Origin of the sequence: Paracoccus sp. S3-43 (genome assembly GCF_029027965.1) — a bacterium.
Taxonomy (GTDB): domain Bacteria; phylum Pseudomonadota; class Alphaproteobacteria; order Rhodobacterales; family Rhodobacteraceae; genus Paracoccus.
In genome coordinates this window covers 3,054,094-3,073,793 of record NZ_CP119082.1, presented here as the reverse complement: position 1 = coordinate 3,073,793, position 19,700 = coordinate 3,054,094, and the positions used below count along the sequence as shown (strand labels likewise).

At 69.6% G+C, this 19,700-nt stretch carries 19 protein-coding genes, 1 tRNA gene and 1 pseudogene; 9 read left to right on the top strand and 12 right to left on the bottom strand.

Going from position 1 to position 19,700, the window contains the following annotated elements:
- Positions 1 to 38: 38 nt before the first annotated feature.
- The 3 genes from recJ to PXD02_RS15935 form a co-directional block, all read right to left on the bottom strand.
- On the bottom strand, positions 39 to 1,775 hold the full coding sequence (gene recJ, locus PXD02_RS15945; RefSeq protein WP_275104802.1) for a single-stranded-DNA-specific exonuclease RecJ: 1,737 nt from the start codon (positions 1,773 to 1,775) through the stop codon (positions 39 to 41).
- 67 nt (positions 1,776 to 1,842) lie between these two features.
- Complete coding sequence (glpX, locus tag PXD02_RS15940; RefSeq protein WP_275104801.1) at positions 1,843 to 2,808, bottom strand: class II fructose-bisphosphatase; 966 nt, start codon at positions 2,806 to 2,808, stop codon at positions 1,843 to 1,845.
- A 78-nt stretch (positions 2,809 to 2,886) separates the two neighbouring features.
- Positions 2,887 to 3,138, bottom strand: a complete 252-nt coding sequence (locus PXD02_RS15935) for a BolA family protein (protein ID WP_275104800.1) — start codon at positions 3,136 to 3,138, stop codon at positions 2,887 to 2,889.
- Between the two features lie 69 nt (positions 3,139 to 3,207).
- Here PXD02_RS15935 and PXD02_RS15930 point away from each other — a divergent pair, with 69 nt between their 5' ends.
- Positions 3,208 to 3,834: a J domain-containing protein gene (locus PXD02_RS15930; protein ID WP_275104799.1), complete on the top strand. Its 627-nt coding sequence runs from the start codon at positions 3,208 to 3,210 to the stop codon at positions 3,832 to 3,834.
- Positions 3,835 to 3,907: 73 nt separating this feature from the next.
- Here PXD02_RS15930 and lnt read toward each other — a convergent pair whose 3' ends face one another.
- Positions 3,908 to 5,371 (bottom strand): apolipoprotein N-acyltransferase, encoded by a 1,464-nt coding sequence (gene lnt, locus PXD02_RS15925; protein WP_275104798.1) that lies wholly within the window; start codon positions 5,369 to 5,371, stop codon positions 3,908 to 3,910.
- Positions 5,372 to 5,882: 511 nt separating this feature from the next.
- Positions 5,883 to 7,388, bottom strand: a pseudogene (locus tag PXD02_RS15920) (DEAD/DEAH box helicase); the annotation flags it as partial.
- A gap of 277 nt (positions 7,389 to 7,665) precedes the next feature.
- Here PXD02_RS15920 and argS point away from each other — a divergent pair.
- The 7 genes from argS to PXD02_RS15885 all read left to right on the top strand — a co-directional run bounded on the left by argS (position 7,666) and on the right by PXD02_RS15885 (position 14,550).
- Positions 7,666 to 9,408, top strand: coding sequence for an arginine--tRNA ligase (argS, locus tag PXD02_RS15915; RefSeq protein WP_275106456.1), 1,743 nt, complete (start codon positions 7,666 to 7,668; stop codon positions 9,406 to 9,408).
- 74 nt (positions 9,409 to 9,482) lie between these two features.
- Complete coding sequence (locus PXD02_RS15910) at positions 9,483 to 10,610, top strand: SPOR domain-containing protein (RefSeq protein ID WP_275104796.1); 1,128 nt, start codon at positions 9,483 to 9,485, stop codon at positions 10,608 to 10,610.
- Positions 10,610 to 11,599, top strand: a complete 990-nt coding sequence (locus tag PXD02_RS15905) for a glycoside hydrolase family 3 N-terminal domain-containing protein (protein WP_275104795.1) — start codon at positions 10,610 to 10,612, stop codon at positions 11,597 to 11,599. The genes PXD02_RS15910 and PXD02_RS15905 overlap by 1 nt, the downstream gene beginning before the upstream one ends.
- A 114-nt stretch (positions 11,600 to 11,713) precedes the next feature.
- Positions 11,714 to 12,562 carry a segregation and condensation protein A gene (locus PXD02_RS15900; protein WP_275104794.1) on the top strand — a complete coding sequence of 283 codons (849 nt, stop codon included), beginning with the start codon at positions 11,714 to 11,716 and terminating at the stop codon, positions 12,560 to 12,562.
- Between the two features lie 53 nt (positions 12,563 to 12,615).
- On the top strand, positions 12,616 to 13,215 hold the full coding sequence (gene scpB / locus PXD02_RS15895; RefSeq protein WP_275106455.1) for an SMC-Scp complex subunit ScpB: 600 nt from the start codon (positions 12,616 to 12,618) through the stop codon (positions 13,213 to 13,215).
- Between the two features lie 4 nt (positions 13,216 to 13,219).
- Positions 13,220 to 13,411 (top strand): hypothetical protein, encoded by a 192-nt coding sequence (locus PXD02_RS15890; RefSeq protein WP_275104793.1) that lies wholly within the window; start codon positions 13,220 to 13,222, stop codon positions 13,409 to 13,411.
- A 38-nt stretch (positions 13,412 to 13,449) separates the two neighbouring features.
- On the top strand, positions 13,450 to 14,550 hold the full coding sequence (locus tag PXD02_RS15885; RefSeq protein WP_275104792.1) for a THUMP domain-containing class I SAM-dependent RNA methyltransferase: 1,101 nt from the start codon (positions 13,450 to 13,452) through the stop codon (positions 14,548 to 14,550).
- Positions 14,551 to 14,623: 73 nt separating this feature from the next.
- On the opposite strand, the gene PXD02_RS15880 is transcribed toward PXD02_RS15885, so the two are convergent.
- The 4 genes from PXD02_RS15880 to ihfA all read right to left on the bottom strand — a co-directional run bounded on the left by PXD02_RS15880 (position 14,624) and on the right by ihfA (position 16,808).
- A complete protein-coding gene (locus tag PXD02_RS15880; RefSeq protein WP_275104791.1) occupies positions 14,624 to 15,691 on the bottom strand; it encodes a 2'-deoxycytidine 5'-triphosphate deaminase in 1,068 nt (355 codons plus the stop codon).
- 57 nt (positions 15,692 to 15,748) lie between these two features.
- Positions 15,749 to 15,826: transfer RNA gene (locus PXD02_RS15875), tRNA-Pro, on the bottom strand.
- 79 nt (positions 15,827 to 15,905) lie between these two features.
- Positions 15,906 to 16,490, bottom strand: coding sequence for a MerR family transcriptional regulator (locus PXD02_RS15870; protein WP_275104790.1), 585 nt, complete (start codon positions 16,488 to 16,490; stop codon positions 15,906 to 15,908).
- A gap of 15 nt (positions 16,491 to 16,505) precedes the next feature.
- Positions 16,506 to 16,808: an integration host factor subunit alpha gene (ihfA, locus tag PXD02_RS15865; protein WP_126153693.1), complete on the bottom strand. Its 303-nt coding sequence runs from the start codon at positions 16,806 to 16,808 to the stop codon at positions 16,506 to 16,508.
- Positions 16,809 to 16,982: 174 nt separating this feature from the next.
- On the opposite strand from ihfA, the gene PXD02_RS15860 reads away from it, so the two are divergent.
- The gene (locus PXD02_RS15860) at positions 16,983 to 17,261 is read left to right on the top strand and encodes a DksA/TraR family C4-type zinc finger protein (protein ID WP_275104789.1); all 279 of its coding nucleotides are present in this window, start codon (positions 16,983 to 16,985) and stop codon (positions 17,259 to 17,261) included.
- Positions 17,262 to 17,265: 4 nt separating this feature from the next.
- Here PXD02_RS15860 and PXD02_RS15855 read toward each other — a convergent pair whose 3' ends face one another.
- Genes PXD02_RS15855 through rpmF form a run of 3 tightly spaced genes read right to left on the bottom strand, consistent with a single transcriptional unit; the run spans position 17,266 to position 19,575 of the window.
- Positions 17,266 to 18,240 carry a beta-ketoacyl-ACP synthase III gene (locus tag PXD02_RS15855; protein ID WP_275104788.1) on the bottom strand — a complete coding sequence of 325 codons (975 nt, stop codon included), beginning with the start codon at positions 18,238 to 18,240 and terminating at the stop codon, positions 17,266 to 17,268.
- Positions 18,237 to 19,346, bottom strand: a complete 1,110-nt coding sequence (gene plsX / locus PXD02_RS15850; RefSeq protein WP_275104787.1) for a phosphate acyltransferase PlsX — start codon at positions 19,344 to 19,346, stop codon at positions 18,237 to 18,239. Before plsX ends, PXD02_RS15855 begins: the two co-directional genes overlap by 4 nt.
- Positions 19,347 to 19,368: 22 nt before the next feature.
- Entirely contained in the window at positions 19,369 to 19,575 is a 207-nt protein-coding gene (gene rpmF / locus PXD02_RS15845; protein ID WP_275104786.1) for a 50S ribosomal protein L32, read from the bottom strand.
- Between the last annotated feature and the right edge of the window lie 125 nt (positions 19,576 to 19,700).

The window sequence follows — 19,700 nt, the reverse complement described above, 5'->3', positions numbered from 1 at the left end:
TCCGGGGCAGGTTAGCGGGGCTTGCCGCGGCTGACCAGTCACAGAGGCGCCGCATCCTCCAGCCGCAGCCGCAGGCGTTCGCGGCCGTTCCAGGTCGAGAGATCCAGCCTGCCCGCCAGATGGAACCGCCGTCCCCGCGCCCCGATCAGCGCGGGACCAAGCGGGCCGGTCATCGCGCCCCAGGCCACGGCCTCCAATGCCGGGCCGCCCGCGCTGCGGAAGGACAGGCGCAGATGGCTGTCGCCCATGGTCTGCGCGCTGTCGATCAACTGGTCGGCAAAGGCGAAGCGCGGCGCGGGGGCGGCTTGGCCGAAGGGTCCGGCATCCTCCAACCGGCGATACATCTGCGGCGTGGCGCCCGCGCCTTCCAGCAGGCCCGAGATGCGCAGATCCCGCGCCCCTGTCCGCTGCGCCAGATCCGGGGCGATCAGGTCGGCCAGCCGGGCCATGGCGGCGGGGATCATCGACTCGGCCACGGTCAGGCCAGCGGCCATCATGTGTCCGCCGCCCTTCAGCAGCAGGCCTTCATCCGCCAGCCGGTGGATCGCGCGACCCAGATCCACGCCGGGGACCGAACGCGCCGATCCCTTGCCGATCCCGCCCTCGACCCCGATCACGACCGAGGGCAGGTCGGTCGCCTCTTTCACGCGCGCGGCGACGATGCCGACCACGCCCGGATGCCAGCCGGGACCGGCGGCCCAGGACAGGCGTACATCGGCCCGCGCCTCGACCTGGGCCAGGGCCTCGTCGCGCACGGCGGATTCGATGGCGCGGCGGTCGCGGTTCAGCCCGTCCAGTTCGGCGGCCAGCCGCCCGGCCTCGCGCGGATCGCGGCAGGCGAGGCACAGCGCGCCCAGATCGGCGCGGCCCACCCGGCCCCCGGCATTGATGCGCGGTCCCAGCAGGAACCCCAGGTGAAACGCGGCGGGCGGGCCGTCGAGGCGGGCCACATCCGACAGCGCCACCAGACCGGGGCGGCGGCGGCGGGCCATGATCGCCAGCCCCTGCCGCACGAAGGCGCGGTTCACGCCGACCAGCGGCGCCACGTCGGCCACGGTCGCCAGCGCCACCAGATCCAGCATCGCCATCAGGTCGGGCTCGGCCCGCCCCATCCCGCGCAGGACGCGTCCCGCCTGCACCAGCGTCAGGAACACCACCCCCGCCGCACAGAGATGACCCAGCGAGCCATCCTCGTCCGCGCGGTTCGGGTTCACGACCGCCAGGGCACGGGGCAGGGTCTCGCCGCCCAGATGGTGATCCAGAACGAGGACGTCGGTGCCCGAGGCGGCGGCCAGAGCCTCATGGCTCAGCGTGCCGCAATCGACGCAGACGATCAGATCGTGATCCGCCGCCAGCGCCGCCATCGCGGGCGCATTCGGTCCATAGCCCTCGTCGATGCGGTCGGGGATATACAGCGTCGCGTCCTGGCCCTGCCGACGCAGCCAGTCCAGCAGCAGCGCCGCCGAGGCGCCGCCATCCACGTCGTAATCGGCAAAGATGGCGATGCGTTCACCGTTGACCGCCGCCGCGACCAGCCGTTCGGCAGCCACCGCCATGTCGCGCAGCGACAGCGGATCGGGCAGCAGGTCGCGCAGGCGCGGCGTCAGGAAGCCCTCGGCGCCCTCGGCCTCGACCCCGCGATCCGCCAGGATGCGCGCCACCGGCAAAGGCAGCCCGGTGCGCTGCGCCAGGCCCTCGGCCAGCCGGTCGGCTTCGGCGTCGGGGCCGATCCATCGCCGATTCGTCAGCGACCGCTCGATCCCCAGAAACGCCACGCCTGCACCTTCTTCTTCACTCAAATATCCTGGGGGGAAGTCCCGCAGGGACGGGGGGCGAAGCCCCCTACTTGATCGGGTTGCGATAGATCATCCGCCGCACCGAGCCGGTCTTGGACCGCATCAGGATCGTCTCGGTCGTCAGATAGCCGGGTTCGCGCTTGACCCCCGACAGGATGGATCCGTTCGTCACGCCTGTCGCCGCGAAGATCACGTCGCCCGTCACCAGCTCGTCGCGCGCATAGATCCGGTCCAGATCGGTGATGCCCGCCTTGCGCGCGCGGCCTTTTTCGTCGTCGTTGCGGAACAGCAGCTTGCCCCACATCTGCCCGCCCATGCATTTCAGCGCCGATGCCGCCAGCACCCCCTCGGGCGCGCCGCCCGAACCCATATACATGTCGATGCCGGTCAGCTCGGCCTCGGCGCAGTGGATCACGCCCGCCACGTCGCCATCGGTGATCAGCCGGATCGCCGCGCCGGTGGACCGGACCTCGGCCACCAGATCCTCGTGGCGCGGTCGTTCCAGGATGCAGACGGTGATGTCGCTGTCCTTCACGCCGCGCGCCTCGGCCAGGGCGCGGACCCGCTGCGCGGGGGTCATCTCCAGGCTGACCACATCGGTCGGATAGCCGGGCCCGATGGCCAGCTTCTCCATATAGACATCGGGCGCGTGCAGCAGGGTGCCGCGCGGGGCCATGGCGATCACCGTCAGCGCGTTCGGCATGTCCTTGGCGGTCAGCGTCGTGCCTTCCAGCGGATCCAGCGCGATGTCGACCTCGGGGCCCTCGCCGGTGCCGACCTCCTCGCCGATATAGAGCATCGGCGCCTCGTCGCGCTCGCCCTCGCCGATCACCACGACGCCCTTGATGTCCAGCTTGTTCAGCTGGTCGCGCATCGCATTCACGGCGGCCTGGTCGGCGGCCTTTTCGTCGCCGCGCCCGATCAGCCGGGCCGAGGCATGGGCCGCCGCCTCGCTGACGCGGGCCAGGCCAAGCGAAAGCATCCGGTCGTTGAAATCCTTGGGGGCGGTCATGTCGATCCCTCTTTCCGACAGTTCGGGCGCGTTCTACGCGTGCACCGTGACAGCAGCAAGGCTGTCGGCGCTAACAGATCAGGGCTCGGACAATTCAAGCGCCAGCGCGTGGATGCGGGGCACGATGTCGCCCAGGGCCTGATGCACCAGCCGGTGCCGCTGCACCCGGCCAAGCCCGGCGAAATCGGGGCTGGCCATGCGGATGCGGAAATGGCTTTCGCCGCCGTCGCGATATCCGGCATGGCCGCGATGGCTTTCGCTTTCGTCGATGACCTCGATCCGGGTGGGGTGCAGCGCGGCCAGCCTGTCGCGCATTTCATCGGCAATCATTCGTCAAGACCTTTCATGTCGCGTCAAAAACCCTAAACTGCCGCCTCCGAGTCGCAAAGGTGCCCCACAATGAGCAGTAACGACCCGTTCGGCTTCGACATTTCGGCCGCGAAGGACAAGAAGCGCAAGACCAAGGGCCGTCGCGGCATGTCGGGGGCCTTCGAGACCTCGACGCGGATTTGCGACAAGGCCGGATGCAACAAGCCGGGCCAGTATCGCGCGCCCAAGAACCCGCGCAACCTCGACGACTATTACTGGTTCTGCAAGGAGCATGTGCGCGAATACAATGCGAACTGGAATTATTTCCAGGGCCAGTCCGAGGAGGAGTTCCAGCAGTTCATCGACAATGCGACGGTGTGGGAACGCCCGACCAAGCCATTCGGCCGCGCCGCCGCCGAGGATAAATGGGCGCGCCACGGCGTCAGCGACCCGCTGGAAATCCTGGGCGCCAACGGCACTGCCCCCGAGGCGCGGGCCAAGGCCAGCCGCAAGCTGCCGCCGACCGAGCGCAAGGCCCTGGACATTCTGGAAGCCAAGGACACCTGGACGCGGGTCGAGATCCGCAAGCAATACAAGTCGCTGGTCAAGGATCTGCATCCCGACATGAACGGCGGCGACCGGTCGGACGAGGACCGGCTGGCCGAGGTGGTCTGGGCCTGGGACCAGGTGAAGGACAGCCGGTTCTTCAAGGACTGAGGGCGGGCAGGGGGCTGCCGCCTCCGTCCGCTGCGCGGCCTCCCCGGCGGATAGGTATTCACAGAAGATTCGGTCAGGCGGGCCGGCGGCGGGCGACCGCCAAGCCAAGCGCAAGAACGGCCAGCAGGATCACCGGCGCGTTGCCCCACCGCATCCAGGGCGTTTCGGGCAGCGGGGCGGGCAGGGCCGCGTCGATCTTGCCCGCCACGCCCAGGGGCAGCGACTGGCGGATGCGGCCATGCGGGTCGATCACCGCGCTGATGCCGGTATTGGCGGCGCGGATCAGCGGCAGGCCGGATTCGATGGACCGCAGCCGGGCCTGGGCCAGGTGCTGATAGGGGCCCGAGAATTTTCCGAACCAGGCGTCGTTGGTGGCTTGCAGCAGCCAGCCGGGCCGCTGGCCCAGGCCGCGCAGATGCTGGGGAAAGATCGCCTCGTAGCAGATCAGCGGCTGGAAATCGGGCAGGCCGGGGGCCTGCATGACCGCCGGGCCGGGACCGGGGGAATAGCCGTTGCCCTGCTGCGCGGCAAAGGCGCCGATGCCGATCCGCGCCAAGGCGTCGCCCCAGGGGATGTATTCGCCGAAGGGAACAAGGTGGAACTTGTCATAGACGGCGCCGAGGGTGGTGTCGGGATTCAGCGTGACCAGGCTGTTATAGAACCGGCTGCCGTCGCGCCGCTGGATGCCCAGGACCAGCGGCGCGCCCGCCGCCTGCGCCATCGCGGGCAGCACCGGACCGGCATCCTCCAGCAGGAAATTCACCGCCGTCTCGGGCCAGATCACCAGGTCGCGGGGGCCGGGTTCCGCCGACAGGTCCAGCAGGCGCTGGAAAAACACCGCCGCCCACTGGGGATCCCATTTCAGATCCTGCTGCGCGTTCGGCTGGACGATCCGCAACCGCGCCGGGCTGTCCGGGGGCAGAGGCTGGGACAGCCGCGCCAGTCCCGCGCCCCATGACCCCCCGGTCAGGACAACCGCCAGCACGACGGCCGGCAGCGGGCGGATCAGAGCGGGCAGCGCCGCCAGGATCAGGGTGATCGCGCCAAGGCCCAGTGCCCCGATCCAGGCGGCTGCCTGCGCCAGGGGCGTGTCGATCCAGGCATGGCCGATCAGCGCCCAGGGCAGGCCGGTGAAGATCCAGCCGCGCAGCCAGTCCGACAACAGCAGCGCCGCCGCGACGGCGACGGCCCGGCGCGGGCCGGGCATGGTCAGGCGCGCGGCAAGGGCGGCGGGGACGGCCCAGAACAGCGCCCCGCCCAGGGCCATCAGGACCAGGGCGAAGGGCGCCATCCAGCCATGGATCTCGGGTTCGACCAGGAACGGTTCGACGATCCAGGACATCGACAGGGCGAACCAGCCGAAGCCTGCGGCCAGCATCGGCAGGAAGACCCCGCCCGGACGCGCGGCGCGGCGGATCAGGATCGCCAGGGCCAGGGGCGTGGCGATCCAGAGGCCGAAGGGCGGCAGGCCAAGCGCCGCGATCAGGCCGAGGGCCAGCGCGATCCAGAGCTGCCGCAGGGGCGGACGGCCGGGCATCGGCGGGAAATCAGGCCTCGGCTTCGGCGTTGTCCACGGGGGCGGGCTCGTCGGCCTTCTTGCGGCGGGTGCGCTTGGGCTTGGGCGCGGCCTCGGCGTCCGCCTGGGCGGCGGGGGCGTCCGCTGCGGGTTCGGCTTTCCTGCGGCCCGTCCGCTTGGGCTTTTCCGCAGGCTCGGCGGGGGTTTCGGGCTGAGCCTCCGCCTGAATCTCGGCCTTTTTGCGGCGGGTGCGCTTGGGCTTCGGCGCGTCCTCGGCCACGGGTTCCGGGCCGGGTTCCGGGGCTTCGAGGGTCGGCGTTTCGGCGGCCGGTTCCACGGCGTCGCTTGCGGGCGCTTCCGGCGCGGGGGCGTCCTGCGCGGCTTCGGGCGCCGCGGCGTCGATCGGGGTTTCGACCGCTGCGGCTTCCGCGACAGGCTCGGATTTCTTGCGGCGGTTGCGGACACGGCGCGGCTTGTCGGCCTGGTCTTCCGTCTCGGGCGGGGCGGCAGTATCGGCGGGACGCGGCCGGTCGTCGCTGTCCTGCGAGGTCGAGGCCAAGGCGCGGCGCAGTTCCACCAGCATGAATTCGGGAACGTGGTCGCCCATGCCCATCACGGCGGGACCGCGAGTGTCCTCGCGCCGGCCGCGCCGGTCGCGGGGCGGGTCGCGGCGGTCGTCGCGCCGGTCATGGCCGCGATCCTGGGGCCGGTCGTCGCGGCGTTCCTCGCGGACGGGTTCGCGGCGGGCCTCCTCGCGCGGCGGTTCGGGCGCGCGGTCTTCACGCCGGTCCTCGTCCCGGCTGCGGGACTTGTCGCGGCCACGAGACTTGTCGCGGCCCGCACGGTGGTCGTCGCGGCCTGCGTTGCGGTCGGTTTCGGACACGGTGAATCCTTCCGGCAGGGCCGCGCGGGGCAGGGTCTGCTTGACCAGGTTTTCGATGGCGGCCAGGTATTTTTCGTCGGACGGGGTGGCGATGCTGAAGGCGCTGCCCAACCGGCCCGCCCGGCCGGTGCGGCCGATGCGGTGGACGTAATCCTCGGCATGGCTGGGCAGGTCATAGTTGAACACATGGCTGACCGCCGGAATGTCCAGCCCGCGCGCCGCCACGTCCGAGGCGATCAGGAATTTCAGCTTGCCGTCGCGGAAATTGTCCAGCGTCCGGGTCCGGTGGCTCTGATCCAGGTCGCCATGGATCGGCGCCGCGTCATAGCCGTGCTTGGCCAGCGACTTGGCCAGGATGTCCACATCGGTCTTGCGGTTGCAGAAGATGATGGCGTTCTTCAGCCCCTCGCCCTCGGCGTCGATCAGGGCGCGCAGCAGGTCGCGTTTCTGCCTGGCGGCCAGGTCGCGGCGGGTGGGGGTCAGTTCGACCAGCTTCTGGGTGATGGTTTCGCTGGTGGTGGCCTGGCGCGCGACCTCGATGCGTTCGGGGGCGTGCAGGAAGGTGTTGGTGATGCGTTCGATTTCCGGGGCCATGGTGGCGCTGAAGAACAGCGTCTGACGGGTGAAGGGCGTCAGCTGGAAAATGCGTTCGATGTCGGGGATGAAGCCCATGTCCAGCATCCGGTCGGCCTCGTCCACGACCATGATCTGCACGCCGGTCAGCAGCAGCTTGCCGCGTTCGAAATGGTCCAGCAGGCGGCCCGGCGTGGCGATCAGCACGTCCACGCCCCGGTCGATCAGCTTGTCCTGTTCGCCGAAGCTGACGCCGCCGATCAGCAGCGCCTTGGTCAGGCGGGTATGTTTCGCATAGGTGTCGAAATTCTCGGCCACCTGGGCGGCCAGTTCGCGGGTCGGGCACAGCACCAGGCTGCGCGGCATCCGCGCGCGGGCGCGGCCCCGGCCCAGCATGGTGATCATCGGCAGCACGAAGCTGGCGGTCTTGCCGGTGCCGGTCTGCGCGATCCCCAGCACGTCGCGGCCTTCCAGCGCGGGGGGGATGGCGCCCGTCTGGATCGGCGTCGGCACCTCGTACCCGGCCTCGGCGACGGCCTTCAGCACATTGGGATCAAGCTTCAGATCGGAAAATTTCGTCATTCAGGGCTTTCCAAGGCTCATGCGCCGACTGCCCGACGCGATGCGTTCCACCGCCGCGAAGCCCGGATGGCTGGGTGCGGCCTGCAATGGGACGCAGACTGGCACGCCCCTTCAGTCGGCCCGCCGGATGCAGGCCATGCCACGCGTTAGACCAAGCGGGCGGCCACGTCAATGTTTTGACGGGCAAACCTTGCGTAAAAGGCCGCTGTCCGGGGCTTTGTGTTGACCGCGCCCCGCCCCAGACGCTAACCCGCAGGGGACAGTCAGGAAAGCGATGATGAACCTATTCACCGATCTGCGCGGCGTCGTGCTGGCCGCGCTTGGGCAGATGACGCAGGCGGGCGAGCTGCCGCCGGGCCTGGATTTCGCCAATGTCGCGGTGGAGCCGCCGCGCGATCCGGCCCATGGCGACATGGCCACCAATGCCGCGATGGTGCTGGCCAAGCCCGCCCGAATGAAGCCGCGCGACATCGCCGACAAGCTGGCCGCCCGCCTGACCGATCCCCGCATCAGCGCGGCCGAGGTCGCGGGACCGGGCTTTCTGAACCTGCGCCTGTCCCCCGCCGTCTGGCAGGGCGTCGTCGCCACGGCGATCCGCGAGGGCGAGGGTTTCGGCCGGTCTGCCATCGGCGCGGGCCAGAAGGTCAACGTGGAATTCGTCAGCGCCAACCCCACCGGCCCGATGCATGTGGGCCATGTGCGCGGCGCGGTCTTCGGCGATGCGCTGGCGAACCTGCTGGCCTTTTCCGGCCATGAGGTGACGCGCGAATACTATATCAACGACGGCGGCGCGCAGGTCGATGTGCTGGCACGGTCCGCCTATGAACGCTACCGCGAGGCCAACGGGCTGGAGCCCGAGATCCGCGAAGGGCTTTATCCCGGCGACTACCTGATCCCCGTGGGCGAGGCGCTGAAGCAGAAATACGGCACGACCCTGCTGGACCGTCCCGAATCCGACTGGCTGGCCGAGGTGCGCGATTTCTCCACCCAGGCGATGATGGCGATGATCCGCCAGGATCTGGCCGCGCTTGGCGTGCGTATGGATGTCTATTCCAGCGAAAAGGCGCTGTATGGCACCGGCCAGATCGAGGCCGCGATTGCCCGCCTGGAAAGCCTGGGCCTGATCTATCGCGGCGTGCTGGAACCCCCCAAGGGCAAGCTGCCCGAGGATTGGGAGGAGCGCGAGCAGCTGCTGTTCCGGTCCACCGCGCATGGTGACGACGTGGACCGGCCGATCCAGAAATCGGACGGCGCCTGGACCTATTTCGCGCCCGACATCGCCTATCACTGGTCAAAGATCGAACGGGGCTTCGATGCGCTGATCGACGTGTTCGGCGCCGATCACGGCGGCTATGTCAAGCGGATGCAGGCGGCGGTGGCGGCGCTGTCGAACGGCCGCGTGCCGCTGGACATCAAGCTGATCCAACTGGTCAAGCTGTTCAAGAACGGCGAGCCGTTCAAGATGTCCAAGCGCGCCGGCACCTTCGTCACCCTGCGCGACGTGGTGGAACAGGCGGGCGCCGACGTGACGCGCTTCGTCATGCTGACGCGCAAGAACGACGCGACGCTGGATTTCGATTTCGCGCGTGTGCTGGAACAGTCCAAGGACAACCCGGTCTGGTATGTCCAATATGCCAGCGCGCGGGTCCATTCGGTGCTGCGCCGCGCGGGTGATTCGGGGATCGACGTCGCTGATTCGGCCCTGGCATCGGCGGATCTGACCCGGCTTGCCCATCCGGCCGAACTGGATCTGGCGCGGAAAGTCGCCGAATGGCCGCGCCTGGTGGAACACGCGGCCCGCGCCCACGAACCGCACCGCATCGCCTTTTTCCTCTATGAGATCGCCTCCGACCTGCATTCGCTGTGGAACCGGGGCAACGACGACCCGTCCCTGCGCTTCGTGCAGGATGGCAATCCAGACACGACGCAAGCAAAAATCGCGCTGGTGCGCGCAGTTGGCGTTGTTATTTCAAGCGGTCTCGCTATCCTTGGGGTCACGCCGGTCAAGGAAATGCGCTGAACGCACAAAGCGCCCCCGCCGGTCGGAACGGGCAGTCAAAGTTCAAGTCGGATCAACCGGCAGGCAGGCAGGCTATGGCAGTGATGGATTTCCGCGAAGGCGGCTATGTGTTCTCGCGTCACAAGGTGAAGCGCGAATTCTCTTATGATCAGGGCGGCTGGGATCAGCCGCAGGGGGACCGGGCGCGATTCGCGGCCGATCCCCAGGGCAATGACAGCCTGACGGCCCGATTCGCCCGGCTGACGCATTACCTGGGCGCGGTCGCCTCGGTCGCGCTGATGGGGGGGCTGATGGTCTGGGGCTGGCAGTTGGTGTCGCGCGATGTGTCGGGCGTGCCGGTGATCCGCGCCATCGTCGGCGACGCGCGCACCGCGCCCTCCGATCCCGGCGGGGAACTGACGAACTATACCGGCTATGCGGTCAATACCGTGGCCGAAGGCACCGATCACCAGCCCACCCAGCAGGTCGCCATCGCCCCCGCGCCGGTCGGCCTGTCGGACGAGGATGTGGCGATGGGCCGGTTGGGCGCCACGCCGCGCCAGCCCTCGGCGGTGTCGGAAACCCCGCTCAGCTTCGACGGCGAACCGATCGTGCCCCTCTCCGACAGCGAGGCTCGCGCCCTTGCCGAGGCCGAGGCCGAGGCGCAGCGCCTGGCCCTGGCCGACAGCGCCGTCCAGGACGCCGCGATCAGCGACGCCCCGGCCAGCGAAGGCCCCGTGAACGAGGCGCTGACCGACGAAAACGGCGCCCCCGCCCAGGCCGCCGCCATCGCCGAGGCCCTGGCGCTGGCCCAGGCCGAGGCCAATCCCGGCGTGCTGACGGCCTCGACCCGGCCCGCGCCGCGCCCGCGCAGCACCCGCGTCGCCTCGGCCGGGACCACCGCCACCGATGCCCGCCCCGTCGCCGCCGAAAGCCGCCCCGAACCGGCGCCCGAAGCCGCGCCCGCCCCGGTGTCCCAGGCCAGCGGCCCGCAGGTCCAGCTTGGCGCCTTCGACAGCAACGCCATCGCCGCCGGCGAATGGAACCGGCTGATGAACAAGCATGTCGTTTTCGGCGGCAAGCAGCAGGTGATCCAGCAGCATCAGTCGAACGGCCGCACCTTCTGGCGGCTGCGCGTCGCGGGCTTCGAATCGCTGTCCGAGGCGCGCCAGTTCTGCGCCGCGCTGAAATCGGCGGGCACGGACTGCCTTGCCCTGAACTGATGCCTGCCAATGCCACGATCCTTGGCGGGATTGCCGGGACCGAACTGACGGCGGCCGAGCGGGATTTCTTCCGCGCGGCCGATCCCTGGGGCTTCATCCTGTTCGGCCGCAATGTCGACAGCCCCGACCAGTTGCGCCGCCTGACCGCCGAGTTGCGCGACGCGGTGGGCCGCGAGGCGGTGATCACCGTCGATCAGGAAGGCGGCCGGGTGCAGCGCTTGCGCGGCCCGCATTGGACCGACTGGCCTGCGCCGCTGGACCAGGCCGGGGCCGGGCCGCGCGCCATGTGGCTGCGCTATTACCTGATCGGTCGGGAATTGCGTGCCGTGGGCATCGATTCCAACTGCGCCCCCACGCTGGACGTGGCGCAGGCCGACACCCATCCATTCCTGCTGAACCGCTGCCTAGGCACCGACCCTGCCACCGTCGCCACGCTGGGCCGCGCAAGCGCCGACGGCCTGCTGGCTGCAGGCGTGTTGCCGGTGATGAAGCACATGCCCGGCCATGGCCGCGCCATTGCCGACAGCCATCACGGCCTGCCCACGGTCGCCGCCTGCGACGCCGATCTGGATGCGATGGACTTCGCCCCGTTCCGCGCGCTGAACGACCTGCCGATGGGCATGACCGCGCATATCCGCTTCACCGCCCTGGACGACGCGCCCGCCACGGCGTCGCGCCGGATGATCGGCCTGATCCGCGACCGGATCGGCTTCGACGGGCTGCTGATGACCGACGACATCACCATGAACGCCCTGTCGGGAAGCCAGGCCGACCGCGCGGCGGCCTCCATTGCGGCGGGCTGCGACCTGGTGCTGCATTGCAACGGCACCATCGCCGACATGCAGCCGGTGGTGGCCGCCGCCGGGGCGATGACCCCGGACGCACAGCGTCGCGCCGCCGCCGCCCTGGCGCAGCGCCGCGCCCCGCAGGATCTGGATTTCGCCGCGCTGATGGCCGAATGGCGCGGCCTGACCGGTGCCATCGCCTGAAGCCTCTTCTTCACGAAAATATCCTCTGGGGGAGTCCCGAAGGGACGGGGGCTGAAAGCCCCCTGCAAGGGCGCTCGTCTTGACTCCCGCCGGGGCAGGGCCGACTCTGGCGCCATGACCGAAAGGAATCCCGTCGCCCGCGCCGCCAGCGACATCCCCTATCTGCGGCCCGTTCCCGGTTCCGTGCCCGATGCCGACCGCGTCGCGCAGCGCCGTGCCGAGGAAGCGCTGATCGTCGATGTGGACGGCTATGAAGGCCCGCTGGATCTGCTGCTGACGCTGGCGCGGGTGCAGAAGGTCGATCTGATGACGATCTCGGTCCTGCATCTGGCCGAGCAATACCTGGCCTTCATCGAACAGGCCCGCAGCCTGCGGATCGAGCTTGCCGCCGATTACCTGGTCATGGCCGCATGGCTGGCCTTCCTGAAATCGCGCCTGCTGCTGCCCCCCGACCCCGAGGCCGAGAGCCCCTCGGCCGAGGAGATGGCCGCGCATCTGGCCTTTCAGCTTGAACGGCTGGCGGCGATGCGGCAGGCGGCGGCGCAGCTGATGGGCCGCGACCGGCTGGGGATCAGCCGATTCCAGCGCGGGGCGCCGGAAACCGCGGCGAGGAAGCGGCGCACCGAATGGCAGGCGGGGCTGATCGACCTGATGCGCGCCTATGCCAGACTGAAGACGCGCGACGAATTCCGCCCCTATGCCTTCGACCGGCAGGACGTGTTCACCATGGAACAGGCGCTTGAACGGCTGCGCGGCCTGATCGGCTATGCGGGCGACTGGACCGACCTGTCGGATTTCCTGCCCGATGGCTGGGCCAGCCGGGGCGCGCGCCGCCGGTCCGCCACGGCGGCGACCTTCGCGGCCTCGCTGGAGCTTGCGCGGCAGGGTCGGATCGAGATACGGCAGGCCGATCCCTTCGCCCCGATCAGCTTTCGCCGCAAACCCGTGACCGACCAGCCGTGACCGATCCCGCCGCCGCCGACATCGACTTTCCGCCCTTGGCGCAGCAGGAACGCATGGTCGAGGCGATCCTGTTCGCGTCCGGTCAGCCGTTGACCCTGCGCGACCTGGCCGCCCGCCTGCCCGCCGGCTGCGACCCGGCCGAGGCACTGGCGATGCTGCGTCGGACCTATGCCGGGCGCGGCGTGATGCTGGAACGGATCGGCGACGGCTATGCCTTCCGCACCGCCCCCGACCTGTCCTTCCTGATGCAAGCCGAGACCGTCGAACAGCGCCGTCTGTCACGCGCCGCCATCGAGACGCTGGCGATCATCGCCTATCACCAGCCCGTCACCCGCGCCGAGATCGAGGAGATTCGCGGCGTGGCCGTGTCGCGCGGCACGCTGGACCAGCTGATCGAGATGGAATGGGTCCGCATCGGCCGCCGCCGGATGACGCCGGGACGCCCCGCGACCTTCGTGGTGACGGAAACCTTCCTGGATCATTTCGGCCTGGAATCGGCCCGCGACCTGCCGGGGCTGGCCGAACTGCGCGCGGCGGGCCTGCTGGATTCGCGCCCGCCGGTCGAAGGGCTGCCCATGCCCCTTGCCTTGCGCGATGGGGCTGACGATATCGGCGCCTCGGAACCCGGCGACGATCTGTTCGAGGACGAATGACACCATGAGCCTGACCCAGTTCTTCGCCCTGCTGTCCCGGCTGCTGGGCCGCCGCCCTGCCGGACGGGGCGCCGACAAGGGCATCGACCGCCTTGCCAAATCCGGGGGCGCGTCGGCCCGGCAGGCCAAGGACATGCGCCAGGCGGTCAAGCGCGCCCGCCGCGCCGCCCGTCTGACCCGCCGCACCGGGCGCTGACGCTCGCCTTTGCCGCGCGGCCGCGATAGGGCTGCGCGATGGATGAGAGATTCGAGATTTTCCTGGTGGCGACGCCGGGCCTGGAAGCCCCGCTGGCCGCCGAGGCATCGGGATTGGGCTGGCAGCCTGCGGTGCGGCCGGGCGGCGTGACGATCACCGGCGGCTGGGCCGATGTCTGGCGCGCGAACCTGTGGCTGCGCGGCGCCACGCGGGTGCTGGCGCGGGTGGGCAGCTTTCGGGCGCTGCATCTGGCCCAACTGGACAAGCGGGCGCGCAAGTTCCCCTGGGCCACGGTCCTGCGGCGCGACGTGCCGGTGCGGGTGGAAACCACCTGCAAGGCCAGCCGCATCTATCACGCGGGCGCGGCCACCCAGCGGATCGAACGCGCCATCGCCGAGGAACTGGGCGCGCCGCTGGCCCCCGACGCGGCCCTGGTCGTCAAGGTTCGGATCGAGGACGACCTGGTGACGATCAGCCTGGATACGACCGGCGAGTCGCTGCACAAGCGCGGCCACAAGGAAGCCGTCGCCAAGGCCCCCCTGCGCGAGACCATGGCGGCGATGTTCCTGCGCGAGATGGGCTTCGACGGCGGCCAGCCGGTGCTGGATCCGATGTGCGGGTCGGGCACCTTCGTGATCGAGGCCGCCGAGATCGCCGCCGGCCTTGCCCCCGGCCGCAGCCGCAGCTTCGGCTTCCAGCAGCTCGCAGCCTTCGATGCGGCTGCCTGGGAGGCGATGAGGGCGGCGGCCGCGCCGCGCCCCGCGCCCGCGCAGTTCTTCGGCGGCGACCGCGATGCGGGGGCCATCCGCATGAGCATCGCCAATGCCGAACGGGCGGGGGTGGCCGGGCTGGCACATTTCGAATGCCGCACGGTCAGCGATCTGCAACGCCCCGATTGCCCGCCGGGCATCGTCATCGTGAATCCGCCCTATGGCGCGCGGATCGGAAACAAGGGGCCTCTGTTCGGGCTGCACGCGGCCATGGGCACGGTGTTCCGCGAACGGCTGCAAGGCTGGCGGGTGGGGATCGTGACCAGCGAAGGGGCCTTGGCGAAGGCCACCGGGCTGCCGCTGGAAGCCGGGCCGGTGGTGGCGCATGGCGGGCTGAAGGTGCGGCTGTGGCAGGGACGGGTGACTTAGGCGTCGAAGGCCGGGGGCGCTTCGCCCCCCGGACCCCCCGAGGATATTTGGGCCAAGGCAAAAGGGCAGGGGATCAGCGGAACTGCTTGGCGAGCTTCAGGCCCTGGCCCTGATAGTTGGACCTGATGCCTGCGCCATACAGCCGGTCGGGCCGCGCGGCCATGCGTTCATAGACCAGGCGTCCGACGACCTGGCCGTGTTCCAGCACGAAGGGCGCTTCGTGGCAGCGGACCTCCAGCACGCCGCGCGCGCCGGTGCCGGTCTCGCCGATGCCGAAGCCGGGGTCGAAGAAGCCCGCGTAATGGACGCGGAATTCGCCCACCATCGCCAGATAGGGCGCCATCTCGGCCGCGTAATCCGCCGGGATCGCCACCGATTCGCGGCTGACGAGGATGTAGAAGGCGCCGGGATCCAGGATCAGCCGCCCCTGATCGGTGCGCAACTCGTCCCAGAAATCGCGCGCGTCATAGGCGCCGATCCGGTCGAGGTCGATCACCCCGCTATGGGGGCGGGCGCGATAGCCGACCAGATCGCCCCGGTCCGGTTTCAGGTCGACCGAAAAGCCCAGGCCGTTGTCGATCAGCGCCCGGCTGCCCACCAGCGGCTCTCGGGCGTTCAGGTCGCGCAGTTCGGCATCCGACAGCACCGCCTGGCCCTGCCGCAGCCGCAACTGGTTCAGGCGCATTCCGGGGCGGACCAGGACCGAAAAGCTGCGCGGGCAGATTTCGGCATAGAGGGGGCCGTCATAGCCTTCGGGCAGGCGGTCGAATTCGGTGCCGCCATCGGCCACCAGCCGCGTCAGCAGGTCCAGCCGGCCGGTCGAGGATTTGGCATTGGCGACCGCCGTCAACCCCGCGGGCAGGGACATATGCTCCATCAGCGGGACCAGATAGACGCAGCCGCGTTCCAGCACCGCGCCGCCGCCGAGGTCCATCTGGTGCATCCGCACATCGGCCAGCCGGTCCATCACCCGTTGGCCGCGCCCCGCCAGGAAGCTGGCGCGCAGGCGATAGGCGACATTGCCCAGCCGCAGGTCCAGGCTGGCGGGCTGGATCTGTTCCGGGATGACCGCCGGATCGGCGCTGATCGCCCCGGACCGGATCAGGGCGCGGATGCCGCTGTCGGGAAGAACGCCGTTCATGCCGAAACCTTTCATGCGAAAACGCCCACCCCCGGCAAGGGATGGGCGTTTTCGAAATGGTCGGGCCGGAGAGATTCGAACTCTCGGCCTTCCGCCCCCCAGACGGACGCGCTAACCAGACTGCGCCACGGCCCGACGCGCACCGTATAGAGCGATCTTGCCCGCCTGCACAAGGCCCGGACAACGGAAATCTGCGCCGCAAAGGCCCGAGATGTCAGCAAATCCGCGCCAGGCCGTCGCGCAACCGCGCCAGGGACCGCCGTCCCGCGCGGACCCGCGGGTCGCCGGGGCGAACCGCGCGCAGACGGGCGTTCATCGTCACCAGCCGACCCAGCCAGCCGGGCGCGGGATGACCCTTGGCCGCCTGCGGGGCCGCTGCCGCCGGGCGCCTGCGGTGGCGGGATTTCGGCCCCGATGCGGGCTGCGGATCGTCTGGCTGGCCGTCCCGCCACGGAGTGTCGTCCGGCCGGCCCTCGCCCCGGGGGCTGTCGGTCAGGGTGGCGTCGGGTTCGGGCAGATCGGCCAGGCGCAGCGATCCGCGTTCGCGCAGCGTGGCGCCCCGGTCGCGGGCCAGCAGCATCTTCGCGCCGCGGATGGTCAGCCCTTCGTCGCGCAGCACGGTGCAGAGGCCCGCCGCCAGACGCACGTCGTCCGGGCGGTAATAGCGCCGCCCATCGGGTCGTTTCATCGGCTTCAGCAGCGAGAACTGCGTTTCCCAATAGCGCAGGACATGCGGCGCCACGCCCAGCAGGCGGGCAACCTCGCCAATCGACCGGAATGCGTCTGCGCCTTTCGTCATCGGGTCAGAACGCCCCTAGCCCTTGTTTCCGGCCGCCACGCGGTCCTTCATCAGATGCGACGGGCGGAAGGACAGGACGCGACGCGGGGTGATCGGCACTTCCTCGCCCGTCTTGGGGTTGCGGCCGATGCGTTCGTTCTTGTCGCGCAGGCTGAAGGTGCCGAAGGACGAGATCTTCACCTGTTCGCCCCTCACCAGGGCGTCCGAGATATGGTCCAGGACCGATTCGACCAGTTGGGCGGATTCGTGGCGCGACAGGCCGACATCCCGAAAAACGGCTTCCGCCAGATCCATCCGAGTCAGCGTCTTCTCACCCATGAGGTTTTCCCCTTTGATTTCACCAGGATGGTGGGAATCGTGCAGCCTGTCAACGACAAGCGGGCTTTTTCGTTCCGATTCAAGGGCCGCAGGGGTCAAGGATTGTGCAGCGGCCCCGGACGGTTGCAACCGCGCGGGACTGTCCTATCTGTGAAGGGACCGGAGGAGGATGCGATGGCCGGTGGATGGGCGCGCGACGACGCGGTGAACGACCAGATCGAGATCAGCACGGCCGAGGCCGTGGCCCGCGCCCGGTTGCGGGCCGGGCAGGCCAAGGCCGTGCGGGCAAGCGCCACGACCTGCATCGACTGCGACGAACCCATCCCCGAGGCGCGGCGGCAGGCCATGCCGGGGGTGCAGCTTTGCGTGGAATGCCAGGCAGACCGGGACCGCGCCTGGCGCCCCGCCGCCGGGATCGACCGGCGTGGCAGCAAGGATTCGCAGTTGAAATGACCGCTTACCAGCGCAGGACGACCGATCCCCAGCTGAGGCCGCCGCCGATCGCCTCGGTCACGATCAGGTCGCCCTGGGCAAAGCGGCCCTGGGCGTCGGCCACCGACAGCGCCAGCGGGATCGACGCGGCCGAGGTGTTGCCGTGGTCGGCGACCGTCAGCACAACCTTGTCCATCGGCAGGCCCATCCTTTGCGCGGTGGCGGTGATGATCCGCGCATTGGCCTGGTGCGGCACCAGCCAGTCCACCTGGGCGGGCGTCAGCCCGGCCTTGTCCAGGGCGACGTGCGCGGTTTTCGCCAGCTTTTCGACGGCATGGCGGAAGACCAGGTTGCCCTGCATCCGCAGATGCCCCGCCGTGCCGGTCGTGGACACGCCGCCGTCGACATAGAGAAGATCGCGGTATTGGCCGTCGCTGTTCAGGTCGCTGGCCAGGATCCCCCGGTCGTTGCTGGTGCCCGCGCCCTCCTGCGCCTCCAGCACCAGGGCGCCGGCGCCGTCGCCGAACAGCACGCAGGTGCCGCGGTCGGTCCAGTCCATGATGCGCGAGAACGTCTCGGCCCCGATGACCAGGACGCGTTTCGCCAGCCCGCCGCGAATCATCGCATCGGCATTGGCCAGTGCGAAGACGAAGCCCGCGCAGACCGCCTGCACGTCATAGGCGAAGCCATGCGTCATCCCCAGCCCGTGCTGGATCATCGTGGCCGAGGCCGGGAAGGTATAGTCGGGGGTCGAGGTCGCCAGGACGATCCCGTCGATGTCGTCGGGACGCAGGCCCGCCTTGTCCAGGGCGGCGCGGGCCGCGCGCAGGCCCATGTCGCTGGTCGCCTGGCCTTCGGCCGCGAAATACCGCCGCTCGATCCCGGTGCGCGAGCGGATCCATTCGTCGGTGGTGTCCAGCTTGTCCTCGAACCAGGCGTTCTCGACCACGCGTTCGGGCAGGTAATGGCCGGTTCCCCGGATCACGGATCGCAGGGTCACGACGCGGCCTCGCTTTGGGGGCCAGAGGCGACGGAGGCGGCGCCTTGGGCCACGCGGGCGGCCAGGCGATCCTGGAAGCCGGATCTGGCCAGTTGGAAGGCCAGCTTGATCGCGGCCGACACGCCGGTCGCATCGGCCGAGCCGTGGGACTTGATGACGGTGCCGTTCAGGCCCAGGAAGATCCCGCCGTTGACGCGGCGCGGGTCGATCCGCTTTTGCAGGCGTTTCAAAGAGGTCATCGCCAGCAGGGCGGCAAACTTGGACATGATCGAATTCGCGAAGGCGTCCTTGAGAAGGGTGCCGACCAGCTTGGCCGTGCCTTCGCCGGTCTTCAAGGCGATGTTGCCGGTGAAGCCGTCGGTGACGATCACATCCACGCGGGCCGAGGGCAGGTCGCCGCCTTCCACGAAGCCCACATAGTCGAACTTGCCCGCATCGGTGGCGGCCAGAATCATGTCCTGAGCCTGCTTCAGTTCGGCCCGGCCCTTATGTTCCTCGGTCCCGACATTCAGCAGGCCGACGCGCGGGCGTTCCACGTCCAGGCCGCTGCGGGCATAGGAGGCCCCCATCAGCGCGTATTGCAGCAGGTCATGGGCGTCGGCGCGGATATCGGCGCCCACGTCCAGCATGATGTTGAACCGCTGGGGGTTCAGCGACGGCCACAGGCAGGCGATGGCGGGGCGGTTCACGCCCGGCAGCTTGCGCAGGCGCAGCATCGACAGCGCCATCAGGGCGCCGGTATTGCCGCAGCTGACGGCGGCCCCCGCCTCTCCGGTCCTGACCGATTCGATGGCCGACCACATCGAGGTGCCGTCGCCCTTGCGCACGATCTGGCTGGGCTTGTCGTCCATCGTGACGACGCCCGCCGCGTGACGGATGTCGCAGCAGCCGGCGAGCGCTTTGCGACGCCCGACAAGGCGGCGAAGCTCTGCCTCGTCGCCATGGACGATGAACCGGATTTCCGGGTTTCTGGCCGCGCTTTCGGCCATGCCCGCGACGACCGCCGCGGGGCCGCGATCGCCGCCCATGGCATCGACCGATATGACCACGCTGCCCCCGTGGGCGGGGGCGGGCGTCGCAGTCTGGGTCACGTCACGGTCGGTCATCTGGCGCGGTTGCCAAGCCCGATCAGGCCGCGTCGTCGTCCAGGTCGATCTCGTTCGCCTGCGCGATCACTTCGCGGTCGGCGTAGTGGCCGCAGGACGGGCAGACGTGGTGCGGGCGCTTCAGTTCGCCGCAGTTCGGGCATTCGTTGGGGTTGCCGGCGACCAGGGCATCGTGGGCGCGGCGCATGTTCCGGCGGGACCGGGTAACGCGATTCTGAGGGACAGCCATGTCACAACCTCGGGTTTGAAGGGGTGCGACGCGCTGGCGTCCTGCGCATCCCCAGGGATTTGAATTCGAAAATGAACCGCGCAGATACGCCATGACGGCCCTGCCCGCAACCCCTTGCGTCAGGG

Excerpts from the sequence above, each read along its gene's own strand:
- glpX (WP_275104801.1), bottom strand. The coding sequence starts at position 2,808 with ATGACCGCCCCCAAGGATTTCAACGACCGGATGCTTTCGCTTGGCCTG.
- PXD02_RS15935 (WP_275104800.1), bottom strand. The coding sequence starts at position 3,138 with ATGATTGCCGATGAAATGCGCGACAGGCTGGCCGCGCTGCACCCCACC.
- PXD02_RS15930 (WP_275104799.1), top strand. The coding sequence starts at position 3,208 with ATGAGCAGTAACGACCCGTTCGGCTTCGACATTTCGGCCGCGAAGGAC.
- lnt (WP_275104798.1), bottom strand. The coding sequence starts at position 5,371 with ATGCCCGGCCGTCCGCCCCTGCGGCAGCTCTGGATCGCGCTGGCCCTC.
- argS (WP_275106456.1), top strand. The coding sequence starts at position 7,666 with ATGAACCTATTCACCGATCTGCGCGGCGTCGTGCTGGCCGCGCTTGGG.
- PXD02_RS15910 (WP_275104796.1), top strand. The coding sequence starts at position 9,483 with ATGGCAGTGATGGATTTCCGCGAAGGCGGCTATGTGTTCTCGCGTCAC.
- PXD02_RS15905 (WP_275104795.1), top strand. The coding sequence starts at position 10,610 with ATGCCTGCCAATGCCACGATCCTTGGCGGGATTGCCGGGACCGAACTG.
- PXD02_RS15900 (WP_275104794.1), top strand. The coding sequence starts at position 11,714 with ATGACCGAAAGGAATCCCGTCGCCCGCGCCGCCAGCGACATCCCCTAT.
- scpB (WP_275106455.1), top strand. The coding sequence starts at position 12,616 with ATGGTCGAGGCGATCCTGTTCGCGTCCGGTCAGCCGTTGACCCTGCGC.
- PXD02_RS15890 (WP_275104793.1), top strand. The coding sequence starts at position 13,220 with ATGAGCCTGACCCAGTTCTTCGCCCTGCTGTCCCGGCTGCTGGGCCGC.
- PXD02_RS15885 (WP_275104792.1), top strand. The coding sequence starts at position 13,450 with ATGGATGAGAGATTCGAGATTTTCCTGGTGGCGACGCCGGGCCTGGAA.
- PXD02_RS15880 (WP_275104791.1), bottom strand. The coding sequence starts at position 15,691 with ATGAACGGCGTTCTTCCCGACAGCGGCATCCGCGCCCTGATCCGGTCC.
- PXD02_RS15870 (WP_275104790.1), bottom strand. The coding sequence starts at position 16,490 with ATGACGAAAGGCGCAGACGCATTCCGGTCGATTGGCGAGGTTGCCCGC.
- ihfA (WP_126153693.1), bottom strand. The coding sequence starts at position 16,808 with ATGGGTGAGAAGACGCTGACTCGGATGGATCTGGCGGAAGCCGTTTTT.
- PXD02_RS15860 (WP_275104789.1), top strand. The coding sequence starts at position 16,983 with ATGGCCGGTGGATGGGCGCGCGACGACGCGGTGAACGACCAGATCGAG.
- plsX (WP_275104787.1), bottom strand. The coding sequence starts at position 19,346 with ATGACCGACCGTGACGTGACCCAGACTGCGACGCCCGCCCCCGCCCAC.
- rpmF (WP_275104786.1), bottom strand. The coding sequence starts at position 19,575 with ATGGCTGTCCCTCAGAATCGCGTTACCCGGTCCCGCCGGAACATGCGC.